The organism is Lysobacter firmicutimachus, from assembly GCF_037027445.1.
Classification (GTDB): Bacteria; Pseudomonadota; Gammaproteobacteria; order Xanthomonadales; family Xanthomonadaceae; genus Lysobacter; species Lysobacter firmicutimachus.
In genome coordinates, this window is record NZ_JBANDL010000002.1 from 1,838,516 (window position 1) to 1,853,086 (window position 14,571).

Annotated in this window: 13 protein-coding genes; 12 read left to right on the top strand and 1 reads right to left on the bottom strand. The window is 69.5% G+C overall.

All coding sequences use genetic code 11. The features are described from left to right. Positions 1 to 169 precede the first annotated feature (169 nt). Genes mltG through V2J18_RS08115 form a run of 4 tightly spaced genes read left to right on the top strand, consistent with a single transcriptional unit; the run spans position 170 to position 3,316 of the window. A complete protein-coding gene (gene mltG / locus V2J18_RS08100) occupies positions 170 to 1,327 on the top strand; it encodes an endolytic transglycosylase MltG (RefSeq protein ID WP_336131510.1) in 1,158 nt (385 codons plus the stop codon). Continuing rightward, positions 1,324 to 1,986, top strand: coding sequence for a dTMP kinase (gene tmk / locus V2J18_RS08105; RefSeq protein ID WP_336131511.1), 663 nt, complete (start codon positions 1,324 to 1,326; stop codon positions 1,984 to 1,986). The genes mltG and tmk overlap by 4 nt, the downstream gene beginning before the upstream one ends. Then, entirely contained in the window at positions 1,983 to 2,960 is a 978-nt protein-coding gene (locus V2J18_RS08110) for a DNA polymerase III subunit delta' (protein ID WP_064748728.1), read from the top strand. The genes tmk and V2J18_RS08110 overlap by 4 nt, the downstream gene beginning before the upstream one ends. Beyond that, positions 2,957 to 3,316: a PilZ domain-containing protein gene (locus V2J18_RS08115; RefSeq protein ID WP_064748727.1), complete on the top strand. Its 360-nt coding sequence runs from the start codon at positions 2,957 to 2,959 to the stop codon at positions 3,314 to 3,316. The genes V2J18_RS08110 and V2J18_RS08115 overlap by 4 nt, the downstream gene beginning before the upstream one ends. A 493-nt stretch (positions 3,317 to 3,809) precedes the next feature. Here the strand turns inward: V2J18_RS08115 and V2J18_RS08120 are convergent, their stop codons facing one another. After that, complete coding sequence (locus V2J18_RS08120; RefSeq protein WP_336131512.1) at positions 3,810 to 5,879, bottom strand: 3-hydroxyacyl-CoA dehydrogenase NAD-binding domain-containing protein; 2,070 nt, start codon at positions 5,877 to 5,879, stop codon at positions 3,810 to 3,812. Positions 5,880 to 6,114: 235 nt separating this feature from the next. Between V2J18_RS08120 and rpoE the strand changes: the two genes are divergently transcribed. The 8 genes from rpoE (at position 6,115) to era (ending at position 14,473) form a co-directional block, all read left to right on the top strand. Further along, positions 6,115 to 6,717 (top strand): RNA polymerase sigma factor RpoE, encoded by a 603-nt coding sequence (rpoE, locus tag V2J18_RS08125; RefSeq protein WP_064748725.1) that lies wholly within the window; start codon positions 6,115 to 6,117, stop codon positions 6,715 to 6,717. Beyond that, positions 6,717 to 7,637, top strand: coding sequence for an RseA family anti-sigma factor (locus tag V2J18_RS08130; protein ID WP_064748724.1), 921 nt, complete (start codon positions 6,717 to 6,719; stop codon positions 7,635 to 7,637). The genes rpoE and V2J18_RS08130 overlap by 1 nt, the downstream gene beginning before the upstream one ends. A gap of 139 nt (positions 7,638 to 7,776) precedes the next feature. After that, positions 7,777 to 9,345 (top strand): DegQ family serine endoprotease, encoded by a 1,569-nt coding sequence (locus V2J18_RS08135; protein ID WP_261370147.1) that lies wholly within the window; start codon positions 7,777 to 7,779, stop codon positions 9,343 to 9,345. Positions 9,346 to 9,569: 224 nt separating this feature from the next. Continuing rightward, positions 9,570 to 11,363 carry a translation elongation factor 4 gene (gene lepA, locus V2J18_RS08140; RefSeq protein ID WP_064748735.1) on the top strand — a complete coding sequence of 598 codons (1,794 nt, stop codon included), beginning with the start codon at positions 9,570 to 9,572 and terminating at the stop codon, positions 11,361 to 11,363. Between the two features lie 187 nt (positions 11,364 to 11,550). Further along, positions 11,551 to 12,336: a signal peptidase I gene (gene lepB / locus V2J18_RS08145; protein ID WP_064748723.1), complete on the top strand. Its 786-nt coding sequence runs from the start codon at positions 11,551 to 11,553 to the stop codon at positions 12,334 to 12,336. A gap of 67 nt (positions 12,337 to 12,403) precedes the next feature. Continuing rightward, the gene (locus V2J18_RS08150) at positions 12,404 to 12,781 is read left to right on the top strand and encodes a DUF4845 domain-containing protein (RefSeq protein WP_064748722.1); all 378 of its coding nucleotides are present in this window, start codon (positions 12,404 to 12,406) and stop codon (positions 12,779 to 12,781) included. Next, the gene (gene rnc / locus V2J18_RS08155; RefSeq protein ID WP_064748721.1) at positions 12,774 to 13,433 is read left to right on the top strand and encodes a ribonuclease III; all 660 of its coding nucleotides are present in this window, start codon (positions 12,774 to 12,776) and stop codon (positions 13,431 to 13,433) included. The genes V2J18_RS08150 and rnc overlap by 8 nt, the downstream gene beginning before the upstream one ends. A gap of 146 nt (positions 13,434 to 13,579) precedes the next feature. Further along, a complete protein-coding gene (era, locus tag V2J18_RS08160; RefSeq protein WP_064748720.1) occupies positions 13,580 to 14,473 on the top strand; it encodes a GTPase Era in 894 nt (297 codons plus the stop codon). The last annotated feature ends 98 nt before the right edge of the window (positions 14,474 to 14,571 follow it).

Consider the following 14,571-nt stretch of genomic DNA (forward strand, 5'->3'; position numbering starts at 1 on the left):
CCGCAGGCGCGGCTCGACGAGCGGTTTCGCGCGCCGCCTCCGGCCTGCCGGAGCGCGGCGCCGGCTCGGCGCAGCCCATCCCGCCGTTCCGGTCGACGACTGAGCCTCCGCCCCGCGGACGCGGTCCGCGCCGGCGCGCGGCGGCTCGGATCGTAGGCTTGGAGGTGTCGTGGGTAAGACTGGCAAACGCGGCTGCGGCTGTCTGATCGTGATCGTGCTGCTGCTGGCCGCGCTCGCCGCGGGCGGCGCCTGGCTGTGGCAGCGCTACCAGCATTTCGCCGATGCGCCGATGAGCGGCCTGGAGAAGGGCGAGAGCCTGCGCGTGGAACGCGGCGATTCGTTGCCGGCGGTGGTGCGCAAGCTGCGCGCGGCCGGGGTCGAGCAGGGCGAGGCGCTGGAATGGCGCGCACTGGCCAGGCAACTCGGTGCGGCCGGCCGGTTGCAGGTCGGCGAGTATGCGCTCGAGCCCGGCACCACCCCGCGCCAGTTGTTGACCGCGATGCGCGACGGCAAGGTGGTCAGTCACCGCTTCACCATCGTCGACGGCTGGAACATGCGCGAGCTGCGCGCGGCGCTGGCCCGCGCCACGCCGCTCAAGCAGGAAGCGGCGCAACTGGACGACGCGGCGCTGATGAAAGCGATCGGCCGCCCCGGACAGCATCCGGAAGGCCGCTTCCTGCCCGAAACCTATCTCTACACCGGCGGCGACAGCGACCTGGACGTGCTCAAGCGCGCCCATCAGGCGATGGACCGCGCGGTGCAGGCGGCGTGGGAAGGCCGCGACCGCGACAGCGTGCTGAAGAGCCCGGCCGAGTTGCTGATCATGGCCTCGATCGTGGAGAAGGAAACCGGCCTGGCCGCCGAACGCCCGCAGATCGCCGGCCTGTTCGAACGCCGGCTCAAGCTCGGCATGAAGCTGGAGACCGATCCGACCGTGATCTACGGCCTGGGCGCGAACTACGACGGCAACATCCGCAAGCGCGACTTGCAGACCGACACGCCGTACAACACCTACACCCGTACCGGTCTGCCGCCGACGCCGATCGCGATGCCGGGCCTGGCGGCGCTCAAGGCCGCGGCCAATCCGGCGCCGGGCGACGCGCTGTTCTTCGTCGCGGCCGGCGACGGCACCGGCCGCAGCCTGTTCGCGGCGACCTATGCCCAGCACCAGGCCAACGTGCGCCTGTACCTGCAGCGCTACCGCCAGCAGCGCACCCATAGCCAGCCGGAAGAGGGCAAGGCGGTGCTGGAGGAGGCCGAGTCGGACACGGCCGCGGCGCCTGCCGCGCCGGCGGACGCGCCGCCCGCGAACGGAGCGCGCCGATGAGCGCACCGCTGCGCACCGGCGCGCGCTTCGTCACCCTGGAGGGCGGCGAGGGCGCCGGCAAGTCGACCGTGCTCGCCGCGTTGCGCGGCGCGTTCGAAGACGCCGGCATCGATGCGGTCTACACCCGCGAGCCCGGCGGCACGCCATTGGCCGAGCAGATCCGCGGCCTGATGCTCGACACCCATCACGAGCCCGCCGCGCCGGAGACCGAGCTGCTGCTGGCCTTCGCCGCGCGCGCCCAGCACGTGCGCGCGACCATCGCGCCGGCGCTGGCCCGCGGCCGCTGGGTGATCAGCGACCGTTTCACCGACGCCAGCTATGCCTACCAGGGCGCCGGCCGCGGCCTGGACCTGCACTTCATCGCCGAACTGGAACGGCGCGTGGTCGGCCTGAGGCCGGCGCTGACTCTGCTGCTCGACGTGCCGGTCGACGTCGGCCTGGCGCGCGCGCGCGGCCGCGGCGCCGCCGACCGGATCGAAAGCGAGCGCAACGATTTCTTCGAGCGCGTGCGTCACGCCTACCGCGAGCGCGCCGCCGCCGAGCCCGAGCGCTTCGCCGTGATCGATGCCGGCCAGCCGGCCGAAGCGGTCGCGCAACAGGCGGTGGCGCGGCTGCGCGCGCTGATCGCGCGCACGCCCGCCGCGGGAGCGCAGGCATGAGCGCGCCGGCGTTCGCGAGCTGGCAGCGCCGCATCTACGATCAGGCCAAGGCCTCGATCGCGGCCGGCCGGCTCGGCCACGGCCTGCTGTTCTGCGGCCCGGCCCAACTCGGCAAGCGCGCGGTCGCCGAGCGTCTGGCGCGCGGCCTGCTGTGCCGCGAACGCGACGCCGACGGCGAGCCGTGCGGTCGTTGCCGCAGCTGCCTGCTGCTCGACGCCGGTACCCATCCGGACTACCAGTTCGTCAGCTTCGTTCCGAACAAGGAAGGCACCCGACTGCGCACCGAGATCGTGATCGAGCAGATCCGCTCGCTGTCCGAGCGCTTGGCGCTGACCCCGCAGTACGGCGGCGCGCAGATCGCGATCATCGATCCGGCCGACGCGATCAACACCGCCGCCTGCAACGCCTTGCTCAAGACCTTGGAAGAGCCGGTGCCGGGGCGGTATCTGTGGTTGGTCAGCTCGCATCCTGCACGCCTGCCGGCGACCATCCGCAGCCGCTGCCAGCGCCTGGAGTTCCGCCTGCCGCCGCACGACGAGGCCTTGGCCTGGCTGCGCGCGCAAGGCCATGCCGAAGCGGCCGCGCGCGAGGCGTTCGACGCCGCGCGCGGGCATCCCGGCCTGGCCCAGGAATGGCTGACCGGCGACGGACTGAAGCTGCGCCGCGAAGTCGCCGCCGATCTGGCCAAGCTCGGCCGCGGCGAAACCTCGGCACCGGAAGTCGCGCAACGCTGGGTCGGCGACGAGCATGCCGCGCTGCGTCTGCGACACGCGTCGGACATCGCGCTGGCCGAAGCCGCCGCCGGCTTGACCGACCCGGGCCGCGCGCGCAGTCTTGCTGCCTGGTTCGATCGCGCCAACCGGACCCGCGATCTGTTGCGGACCACGGTGCGCGCCGATCTGGCCGTTACCGAATTGTTGATGGCCTGGCGCGCCGACGAGACGCGCCGCGCCGCAGGAGGAAGCAGGGCATGAACGCACCGGCAGGGGCAGCGCGGCAGGGCATCCTGTCGCTGACGATCAAGGACAAGGCGGCGCTGTACAGCGCCTACATGCCGTTTCTCAAGTTCGGCGGCATCTTCGTCGCCACGCCCAAGCGTTACTTCATCGGCGACGAGGTGTTCTTGTTGCTGACCCTGCCCGAATCGGGCGAGCGCATGCCGGTGGCCGGCAAGGTGGTGTGGGTCACGCCGACCGGCGCGCAGGGGCATCGTACGGCGGGCATCGGGGTGCAGTTCGCCGAGACGGCTGAAGGCGATGCGGTCAAGGGCAAGATCGAGGCGCTGCTGGCCGGCACCCTCCACGCCGAGCGACCCACCCACACGATGTGACTGCGGCTGCGTCGCTGCGGCATTGCCGGGGCCTCCGCCCAGGGTAGGAGCGGCGCAAGCCGCGACCGCCATCCATCGCTCTCGCCGCGTCTTTGTCCTATGCCGCCTGTAGGAGCGGCGCAAGCCGCGACCGCGTTCTTGCGGTCTCGCGGCGTCTGTCGTTCGAAGGACCGTGGAGCTTCAAAGCTTCAAAGCCGAGCTTCCGTCCGCAAGCGGCCGGATCACTTTCTTTGTCCAAGGCGACAACGTCCTACTGGGTTTCCTTTGGTCAAAAGTAACCAAAGAAAACGCCATGGCGGTTTCGGATCAAAAGCCACTACGGGACGAAGCGTGCGCGGGGCTGCTCCGCACAGCCCGCCTCCCTGCAGGCCGCCCTCCGCGGCTTGAGGGCGTTCTCGCAAGATCGATGCGGCGCCAAGCTCTTTACGGCAACGGCAACAACAAAAAAGCCGCGCATTCGCGCGGCTCTTCGTTGCTTGCGGCGTTGCGCGCTTTACTTGCGCAGCAGCGGCGAATCCCAGCCCTGGCGCGGGGCGAAGCGCAGGCCGTAGCGGGCCTGCAGCTGTTGTAGGCGCGCCAGGACGTTGTCGACGCCGGTTTCGCGTACGTACTGGATCGGGCCGCCGCGGAACGGGGCGAAGCCGGTGCCGAAGATCACGCCGGCATCGAGCAGGTCGGGGTCGGCGACCACGCCGTCGTGCAGGCAGGCCACCGCTTCGTTGATCAGCGGCAGGATCAGGCGGTCTTCCAGATCGTTCGGCGCCTTGTAGTCCTTGGCCAGCTCCGGCTTCTGCGCGCGGCCGTTCTCCCACTTGTACAGGCCCTGGCCGTCCTTCTTGCCGCGCTTGCCCGGCTCGACGTTGCTCAGCGCGGCCGGCACTTCCAGGCCCAGGAACGGCGCCAGCTCGGCGCCGACGCCGGCGGCGACGTCCAGGCCGACGGTGTCGATCAGTTCGATCGGGCCCATCGGCATGCCGAATTTGAGCGCGGCCTTGTCGATCGCCGGCCCCGGGATGCCTTCGGCGAAGGCGGTGCCGGCTTCGAGCATGTACGGGAACAGCACCCGGTTGACCAGGAAGCCCGGGCTGCCGGCGACCGGCACCGGCAGCTTGTCGATCGCCTTGCAGAACGCCGCCAGGCGCTGCTCGGTCTCCGGCGCCATCGCATCGTGGCGGATGATCTCCACCAGCGGCATCAGCGCGACCGGGTTGAAGTAGTGCAGGCCGCCGAACTGGGCCGGGCGGCGGATGTGCCCGCGCAGTTCGTCGAGCGGAATCGACGAGGTGTTGGTGGTCAGCAGCGCGTCGGCCTTCAGCCGCGGCTCGACCTGCGCGTACAGCTCGCGCTTGGCCTCGGGCTTCTCGATGATGGCCTCGATCACCAGGTCGGCCGCGTCGGCGCCGTCGCCGGCCAGATCGCTGCGCAGGCGCGCGGCGACCGCGGCGCGCTTGCCGTCGTCCTTGACCTTCTTGGCGAACAGGGTCTGGGCGCGTTCCAGCGCGCCGTCGATGAAACGCTGCTCGCGGTCGGCCAGGGTGACTTCGAAGCCCTTGTAGGCCGACCAGGCGGCGATGTCGCCGCCCATCACGCCGGCGCCGACCACGTGCACGTGCTTGATGCGATGGTCCTTGCCGCCCTGGCCCTTGAGCCGTTCCTGCAGGAAGAACACCCGGATCAGGTTGCGCGCGGTCGGAGTCGAGGCCAGCTTGACCACCGACTTGCGTTCGCCGGCCAGCAGCGCTTGCACGCCGCCGCCGGTGCGCTCCCAGGTCGAGATCAGCGCGTACGGCGCAGGGTAGTGTTCCTTGCGTGCCTTGCGCGCGACCTGCTTGACCAGCATCGGCGCGAGGATCTTGCGCGCCGGCCAGGTGTTGCTGGCCCAGGCGGTGAAGCGCTGCTTGAACGGACGCTGGGCGCCGCTCAAGGCGATGCCGGCGGCGGTGTCGACCAGCACCGCCGGCTCGGCGATCTTGTCGACCAGGCCGATCGCGCGCGCCGCCGTCGCCGACAGGCTGCGGCCGGTCAGCATCAGGTCGAACGCGGCCGGCGCGCCGACCAGGCGCGGCAGGCGCACGCTGCCGCCCCAGCCCGGGTAGATGCCGAGCTTGACCTCGGGCAGGCCGATCCGGGTCGAGCCGTCGCTGCTGGCGACGCGGTAGCGGCAGGCCAAGGCGATTTCGGTGCCGCCGCCCATGCAGAAGCCGTGGATCGCCGCGACCGTGGGGCAGGGCAGTTCGGCCAGGCGCTGGAACACCTGCTGGCCGCGGCGGATGGCGTCGCCGACCGTGCCCTTCTGGTCGAAGGACTGGAATTCCTTGATGTCCGCGCCGGCGATGAAGCCGGTGCTCTTGGCCGAGCGCAGCACCAGGCCCTTGGGCGGGTCCAGCGCCAGCCGTTCGAGCAGGCCGTCGAGTTCGATCAGCACGTCCTGGGCGAAGGTGTTGACCGGCGCGCCTTCGCGGTCGAAGGAGAGCACCAGCACGCCGTCCGCGCGCAGTTCGGTGTGCCAGTGCCGGGCACGGAGCCCGTCAAACGCGGTGAGGCCGTCGAGGGCTGCAGTCATTGCCGCACCATCCGTTCAGGTATGGGGAGGCCGCTATCATCCCGATTGTGTTTCGCCGCCGTCAAATCCGTTCGCTCCGGCGCCCGTCCGTACGGCAAGTCCCCGGCGGCTGTGGGACACTTGACGGTTGCGAGCGTTCGCCGCCGACCCCATTGATCCGGCGATTGAACTTTTTCCCCGACAGGGTTGTCCCATTGTTCGGCCATGGCCGAGCTGACAGGAGTGCCGGCGCGGTATGGCCGAGAATGAGTTGGACCAGGAGCTGGTCAGGCGTGTCCAGCGCGGCGACAGTGCGGCCTTCGATGCCTTGGTGCGCAAGTACCAGCATCGGATCACCGCGCTGATCGGGCGCTACATCCCCGACTGGAGCGAATGCCAGGACGTGGCCCAGGAAACCTTCATCCGCGCCTACCGCGCGATGGCGAATTTCCGCGGCGACGCCCAGTTCTATACGTGGTTGCACCGTATCGCCGTGAATACCGCCAAAAACTACCTGGTAGCGCAGAACCGCCGGCCGCCGACCGACGACATCGACGCCGGCGACGCCGAGCAGTACGACGCCGGCATCCGCCTGCGCGATACCGATACGCCGGAACACGAACTGCTGCGGCAGGAGATCGAACGCACCGTGATGCGGGTGGTCGAGTCGCTGCCGGAGGAACTGCGGGCCGCCATCACCATGCGCGAGGTCGACGGCCTGAGCTACGACGAGATCGCGCAGAAGATGGGGTGCCCGATCGGCACGGTGCGGTCGCGGATCTTCCGCGCCCGCGAGGCGATCGACACCGAACTTCGGCCCTTGCTGGACAATCAGGACACCCGGGAGCGCGCGCACTGATGATGTCGAACACTATCCATGGCGATGATCGCGAGAACCTGAGCGCCTTGTTCGATGGCGAGCTCGACGGCGACGCCGCGCGCTTCGCGCTCAAGCGGCTCGGCCACGACGCGCAATGGCGCCAGGCCTGCGGCCGCTGGCAATTGTGCGGCGACGTGCTGCGCGGCCGCGCCCAGGGCGTGGCGCCGGCCGATTTCGCCGACCGGGTCGCGGCCGCGATCGCGGCCGACGCCGCGATCCAGCGTTCGCGCGAGAGCGCCGCTCCGGCCGATGCGATCCGCGAGCGTCCGCGCAGCCGCCGCGGCTGGTTCGGCGGCGCTGCGCTGGCCGCTTCGGTCGCGGTCGCGGCCTTGTTCGTGGCGCGGCCGTTCTCCGACGACGCCGCTGGCGGCAGCGCCGACCCGGTGCAGGTGACGGTTCCGGCCCTGGCCGCCGCCCAGCCGCAGCCTGCGACCCCGGCCGCCGCCGACCCGGCCGCCACCGCGAGCGGCGTGCCGGCGGCGACCTCGGGCGACGCTTCGGTCCTGGCCGGCGGCGCCGCCGCGACCGCGGTCGCCGTGGCCGAGCTGCCGCGGCGGCTGAACGAACGCCGCTCGCGCGGCCAGAGCCAGCGCGCCGCGCTGCGCGCATCGGCCGGGCGCCAGGCCGAAGCGCCGGTGCAGGTCGCCGCGATCGGCGGCGCCTCGCCGCTGCCGGCCGATGCCGCTCGCAACCCGTTCCACCCGCCGCAGAACGAAACGCCAGCGGCGCGACCGTGGCCGCGCGCGGTGTTGCCGAACTTCCCGGCCGACCACGGTTACACCGCGAGCTACGGCAGCAGCGGTTCGTTGTCGCCTTCGTTCTATCCGTTCGAGCCCGCCGCCGCGACCGATGAGCCGCGCGTCCGTGCGCCGGCTCCGGAGCGGTCGCCGCAGCCCTGAGTCCGGGCCCGGCGGTCGGCCCATCCGGCCGGCCGGGTCCGTTTCCGAAGCATCCCCATCGTCGCCTGCGCGGCCGTGCCGCGCGACGGCCCCCTGTTGTCCGCGTTCCGACCCTCAACCATCGTCACGAGGCCGCTTCATGACCCGCTTCCCGATGCTCCGCCTGTCGTCGAACCGCGCCGCGGCCGCCGGCCGCACGCGTGGCCGTCCCCTGCATTCCCTGGCCCTGATCGGCGCGATCGCCGTCGCCTTGCCGGCGGCGTGCACGGCGCAGGCGCCGACCGCCCCGATCGCGCCGCCGCCGGCGGCGACCCCGGCCGCGCCGATCGTGGCCGGCCTGCCGGATTTCACCGCCCTGGTGCAACGGGTCGGCCCGGCGGTGGTCAACATCAGCGCCGAGAGCACGCCCAAGCGGGTCGCCCGCGGCGGCATGCCCGATGAGGAACAGATCCCCGAGTTCTTCCGCCGCTTTTTCGGCCCCGACTTCCCCGGCCCGGGCGGCCAGGGGCCGCGCCAGCCGCGTGGCGGCGGGCGTTCGATCGGCAGCGGTTTCCTGATCTCGCAGGACGGCTACGTGCTGACCAACCATCATGTGGTCGACGGCGCCGACACGGTCACGGTCAAGCTGACCGACCGGCGCGAGTTCAAGGCCAAGGTGATCGGCAGCGACGAGCAGTCCGACGTCGCCCTGCTCAAGATCGAGGCCAAGGGGCTGCCGTTCCTGCGCGCCGCCCAGGCCGGCCACACCAAGGCCGGGCAGTGGGTGGTCGCGATCGGCTCGCCGTTCGGCCTCGACCACTCGGTCACCGCCGGCATCGTCAGCGCGGTCGGACGCAGCAATCCCTATGCTGATCAGCGCTATGTGCCGTTCATCCAGACCGACGTGGCGATCAACCAGGGCAATTCCGGCGGCCCGCTGCTCAACACCGGCGGCGAGGTGGTCGGGATCAATTCGCAGATCTTCTCCAATTCCGGCGGCTACATGGGGGTCAGCTTCGCGATCCCGATCGACGTGGCGATGAACTCGGCCGAGCAGTTGCGGGCCAAGGGCAAGGTCAGCCGCGGCCAGCTCGGCGTGGTGGTGCAGCCGCTGGATGCGACCAAGGCCGCCGCGCTGGGCCTGCCCGACAGCAACGGCGCCCTGATCGCGCAGGTCCTGGACGGCGGTCCGGCGGACAAGGCCGGGCTGGTGCCGGGCGACGTGGTGCGCTCGGTCAACGGCACCGCGGTGTACGAGTCCAGCGACCTGCCGCCGCTGATCGGCAACCTGGCGCCGGGCAGCAAGGCGCGGGTCGGCGTGTTCCGCGACGGCAAGACGGTCGAGCTGACCGTGGCGGTCAACGAGTTGAACGGCGACGGCGCGCTGGCGGCCAACGATGCGTCGGGCAACGGCAGCGATGCCGCACCGTCGCGCAGCGGCGGCAACGCCCTGGGCATCGCCGCCCAGGACCTCGACCCGGCCGCGCGCCAGCGCCTGGGCCTGAAGGCCGGCGAGGGCGTGGCGGTGCGCGATCCGGGCCCGGCCGCCGCCGAGGCCGGGGTCCGTCCCGGCGACGTGATCCTCTCGGTCGGCCGCACCGCAGTCGGCAGCGCCGCGGCGCTGGAGCGGGCCCTGGCCGGGACCCGTCCGGGCCAGACGGCGATGCTGCTGGTCCGCCGTGGCAGCGCCACCCAGTTCATCGCGGTCCAGGCCGGGCAGGGCAAGTAACCCAGGCCGGCGGCGTGCCGGCCCCTCGCGTAGCCAAGGGGGCCGGTCGGCTGGCTCGGACACCGGCGGCGACCGGTTCCGGCCAGACTCGGCGCCCGCCCCACGGCGGGCGCCGGCGTGGTCGTGCGCACGGTTCGGCCCGCCGCCCGGCCGCGGCGGGCCGGGGGCTATGCGATAATCCCCCGTTAACTCTCATGGAACCGGCGAGCTCCGCGTCGCCTCGCATGCAACAGATCCGAAACTTTTCGATCATCGCCCACGTCGACCACGGCAAGTCGACGCTCGCCGACCGCATCATCCAGCTGTGCGGCGGCCTCGAAGCGCGCGAAATGGAAGCCCAGGTGCTCGACTCGAACCCGATCGAGCGCGAGCGCGGCATCACCATCAAGGCCCAGTCCGTGTCCCTGCCGTACAAGGCCAAGGACGGCAAGGTCTACCAGCTGAACTTCATCGACACCCCCGGCCACGTCGACTTCTCCTACGAAGTCAGCCGCTCGCTGGCCGCCTGCGAGGGCGCGCTGCTGGTGGTCGACGCCGCCCAGGGCGTCGAGGCCCAGTCGGTCGCCAACTGCTACACCGCGGTCGAGCAGGGCCTGGAAGTGGTGCCGGTGCTCAACAAGATCGACCTGCCGACCGCCGACATCGAGCGCGCCAAGACCGAAATCGAGGCCGTGATCGGCATCGACGCCGAGGACGCGGTCGCGATCAGCGCCAAGACCGGCCTCAACGTCGAGCTGGTGCTGGAGGCGATCGTGCATCGCATCCCGCCGCCGAAGCCGCGCGACACCGACAAGCTGCAGGCGCTGATCATCGACTCCTGGTTCGACAACTACCTCGGCGTGGTCTCGCTGGTGCGGGTCATGCAGGGCGAAATCGGACCGGGCAGCAAGATCCTGGTGATGTCGACCGGGCGCACCCATCAGGTCGACAAGGTCGGCGTGTTCACCCCCAAGCGCAAGGAGCTGCCCAAGCTCGGCGCCGGCGAGGTGGGCTGGATCACCGCCTCGATCAAGGACGTGCACGGCGCGCCGGTCGGCGACACCCTGACCCTGGCCTCCGATCCCGCGCCGGGTCCGCTGCCGGGCTTCCAGGAAATGCAGCCGCGCGTGTTCGCCGGCCTGTTCCCGGTCGACGCCGAGGACTACCCGGCGCTGCGCGAGGCGCTGGAGAAACTGCGCCTCAACGACGCCGCGCTGCGTTTCGAGCCGGAAAGCTCCGAGGCGATGGGCTTCGGCTTCCGCTGCGGCTTCCTCGGCATGCTGCACATGGAGATCGTGCAGGAGCGCCTGGAGCGCGAGTACGACCTCAACCTGATCAGCACCGCGCCGACGGTGATCTACGAGGTGCTCAAGACCGACGGCAGCGTGATCCCGATGGACAACCCGGCCAAGCTGCCGCCGGTGAACATGGTCGAGGAGATCCGCGAGCCGGTGATCCGCGCCAACATCCTCACCCCGCCCGACTACATCGGCAACGTGATCAAGCTGTGCGAGGAAAAGCGCGGCGTGCAGATCGGCATCACCTACATGGCCAGCCAGGTGCAGATCAGCTACGAGCTGCCGATGGCCGAGGTGGTGCTGGACTTCTTCGACAAGCTCAAGTCGGTCAGCCGCGGCTATGCCTCGCTGGACTACCACTTCCTGCGCTTCCAGGGCGGCCCGTTCGTGCGCGTGGATACGTTGATCAATGGAGACAAGGTCGATGCGTTGAGCATCATCTGCCACCGCAGCCACGCCGACCGGCGCGGTCGCGACCTGTGCGAACGGATGAAGGACCTGATTCCTCGGCAGATGTTCGACGTCGCGATCCAGGCCGCGATCGGCTCGCAGATCATCGCCCGCAGCACGGTCAAGGCGATGCGCAAGAACGTGTTGGCCAAGTGCTATGGTGGCGACATCACTCGCAAGAAGAAGCTGTTGGAAAAGCAGAAAGAAGGCAAGAAGCGGATGAAGCAGGTCGGTCGGGTCGAGATTCCGCAGGAAGCGTTCCTGGCTGTGCTGACGGTCGACAACAAGTAAGCGCGGATTGGCGATTTGGGATTGGGGATTGGGAAGCAAGAGGCGCCCGGGCGGCTGAGATGCGGTCGCAGCGAGCGGTCTCGGATTCGAACCGAACCCGCCCCCGAGTTCCCGGTCAATTCCCGGCTCCCGCTTTAACCAATCCCAAATTCCGAATCTCGAATCCCGGCTTTAAAAGGACAACTGCATGCGTTGGTTCGAAATCGCCCTGGTGTCGCTGACGATCTTCACCGGACTGGTCTGGCTGCTGGACAAGCTGGTGCTGGCCAAGCGCCGGGCCGCGAACGAGGGCCTGCTGGACGACGGCAAGGAGCCGGTGGTCGTCGACTACTCCAAGGCGTTCTTCCCGGTGCTGTTCGTGGTCCTGATCCTGCGCAGCTTCATCGCCGAGCCGTTCCGGATCCCGTCCAACTCGATGATGCCGACCCTGCTGACCGGCGATTTCATCCTGGTCAACAAGTTCACCTACGGCCTGCGCCTGCCGATCACCAACCACAAGGTGCTGGCGATGGGCGAACCCGAGCGCGGCGACGTGGTGGTGTTCCGGCCGCCGCATCATCCCGAGCAGGACTGGATCAAGCGCGTGATCGGCTTGCCCGGCGACAAGATCGTCTATCGCGACGGCCGCCTGACCGTGAACGGCGAACCGATCGCCTACGCGCCGGTCGGGGTCTACCAGGGCCGCGGCAACGGCGTGGAAATGACCGGCGCGCAGGAACTGCGCGAGCAGGTCGGCAAGCACATGCACAATATCCTCCTGCGCACCGAGTCGCCGCTGCTGGATCAGGGCGAGGGCGAATGGGAGGTGCCCGAGGGGCAGTATTTTGTGATGGGCGACAATCGCGACAACAGCGAGGACAGCCGATACTGGGGCTATCTGCCGGAGCAGAACCTGCGCGGCAAGGCGTTCCTGATCTGGATGAACTTGGACGGGGGCGTGGACTTCTCGCGCATCGGCAGCAGCATTCCGTAACGGCGCGAGCCGTTGCGGTGGGGACGTGGTGGGTTGGACCAACCGGTTGATCGAAGGGGATCGAGGTATGAAGCGTAATCAAGGCGGTATGACCCTGCTGGGGTTCATCATCGTGTTGGCGGTGGTCGGCGTGTTCGCCTACATGGGCATGAAGCTGGTGCCGATGTATTCGGAGTTCTATTCGGTCAAGCGTTCGCTGTCCGACCTGGCCCAGGAGCCGGGCGCCGGACACATGGACGGCGCCAGGGCGCGCGACCTGTTCTTCCGCCGCATGGACATGAGCTATGTCGACAGCGTGAAGCAGGAAAACTTCAAGATCGTGCGCAACGACCGGGGCATGGAAATCACCGTGGCCTACGAAGTGCGGCGTCCGCTGATCGCCAACCTCGATGTGGTCGGCCGTTTCAAGGCGGTCCAGCAGCTGACCTCGAAAGAAGGTGACTGATCCGATCGGCCATCGCTTCGCCGACCCGGCGTTGCTGCAGCAAGCCCTGACTCATCGCAGCGCCGGGGCGCCGCATAACGAACGCCTGGAGTTTCTCGGCGATGCGCTGGTCAATCTGATCGTGGCCGAAGCGCTGTACCAGCGTTGGCCGCAAGCCGACGAGGGCGCGTTGACGCGCGCCCGCGCCGAACTGGTGCGCGAATCGGCGCTGGCGCCGATCGCGCGCGCCTTGGAATTGGGCGCCCGCCTGACCCTGGGGCCGGGCGAAATGAAGTCCGGCGGCCACCGCCGCGATTCGATTCTGGCCGACGCGCTGGAGGCCGTGGTCGCGGCGATCTACCTCGACGCCGGTTTCGAAGCCTGCCGCGCCCGGGTCCTGCCCTGGTTCGTGCCGGCGATGGAGGCCCTGCCGCCCGCGCACAAGGTCGGCAAGGATGCCAAGACCCGCCTGCAGGAATGGCTGCAAGGTCGGCAAAAACCCCTGCCTGTGTACGCCCTGCTGTCGGAAAGCGGCGAGGACCACGCCAAGACCTTCCGGGTCAGTTGCACCTTGAGCCAGCCGCCGTTGAGCGCCGAAGGCGAAGCCGGCTCCCGCCGCGCCGCCGAGCAATTGGCGGCGGACGAGGTGCTGCGGCGGTTGAAGGCCGATTGAGCGGGGATTGGGGATTTGTAACAGCGGGGATTCGGGATTCGGAATTCGCTAAAGCCGCCTCCGGGCGGCTTTACGCTTTTTGCCAATCCCGAATCCCCAATCCCCGCTCCATTGCCCCCACCGCCGCCCGGGGGGACAATTCGCGTATGACTTCTTCTTCCCATCGCGCCGGCCACGTCGCCGTCATCGGCCGTCCCAACGTCGGCAAATCCACCCTGGTCAATGCCCTGGTCGGGGCCAAGGTCAGCATCGTCTCGCCGCGGCCGCAGACCACCCGCCATCGCCTGCTCGGCATCGCCACCTTCCCCGAGGGCCAGTTGCTGCTGGTCGACACGCCCGGTATTCACCGCGAGCAGAAGCGGGCCATGAACCGGATGATGAACCGCGCCGCGCGCGGCTCGCTGGAAGGGGTGGATGCGGCCTTGCTGGTGGTGCGCGCCGGCCAGTGGGACGACGAGGACACCCTGGCGTTCGACGCATTGCGCGGTGCCGGCCTGCCGGTGGTGCTGGTGGTGAACCAGGTCGACCGCATCGCCGACAAGGCCGCCCTGCTGCCGTACTTGGCCAAGGTCAGCGAGGGCCGCGATTTCGCCAGCGTGCACCCGGTGTCGGCGCTGAAGAACAAGGGCCTGGAGGCGCTGGTCAAGAGCGTGCTGGCGCTGCTGCCGGAACAGGAAGCGCTGTATGGCGAGGACGAGATCACCGACAAGAGCCAGCGCTTCCTCGCCGGCGAGATGGTGCGCGAGCAGCTGATGCGCCAGCTCGGCGAAGAGCTGCCGTACGCGACCACGGTCGAGATCGAGCGCTTCGCCGTCGACGGCGCGATGCTGCGCATCGGCGCGGTGATCTGGGTCGAACGCGACGGCCAGAAGGCGATCGTGATCGGCAAAGGCGGCGCCCGCCTGCGCGAAATCGGCGCCAAGGCCCGAGTGCAGATGGAGCGCCTGTTCGGTTCCAAGGTGTTCCTGGAGACCTGGGTCCGCGTACGCGAAGGCTGGTCCGACGACGAGGCGGCGCTGCGCCAGTTGGGGTATGAGTGAGGTTGGGATTAAGGATTAGGGATTAGGGATTGGTCGAAGCAAGTCCGTCCTCGCTGTGTAGGTTCACAGCACCGCGTATCGCACTTCCGAATCCCCAA